This is a genomic window from Vogesella mureinivorans, assembly GCF_007644035.1.
GTDB classification, from domain to species: domain Bacteria; phylum Pseudomonadota; class Gammaproteobacteria; order Burkholderiales; family Chromobacteriaceae; genus Vogesella; species Vogesella mureinivorans.
In genome coordinates this window covers 1-268 of record NZ_VMTV02000336.1, presented here as the reverse complement: position 1 = coordinate 268, position 268 = coordinate 1, and the positions used below count along the sequence as shown (strand labels likewise).

General features: G+C 66.8%; 1 protein-coding gene. It reads left to right on the top strand.

Annotated elements, in window-relative coordinates; genetic code table 11:
• On the top strand, positions 1-268 hold a 268-nt coding region (locus tag FLQ44_RS10140), incomplete at both ends, for a peroxidase family protein (protein ID WP_338117472.1).

Here is a 268-nt window from a genome sequence, read left to right as displayed (position 1 = left end):
CGCAGCTGGGCAAGGTGCTGGGCGTGCTTGAAGGCATCCAGAAGGATTTCAACGCCTCGGCTGCCGGCGGCAAGAAGGTGTCGCTGGCCGATCTGATCGTGATCGCCGGCAATGCCGCGGTCGAGGATGCGGCCGGCAAGGCGGGCGTCAAGGTCAGCGTCCCCTTCCACCCGGGCCGCACCGATGCCAGTCAGGAGCAGACCGACGTCGACAGCTTCGCGGTGCTGGAACCCAAGGCGGATGGCTTCCGCAACTACGTGGCCAAGGG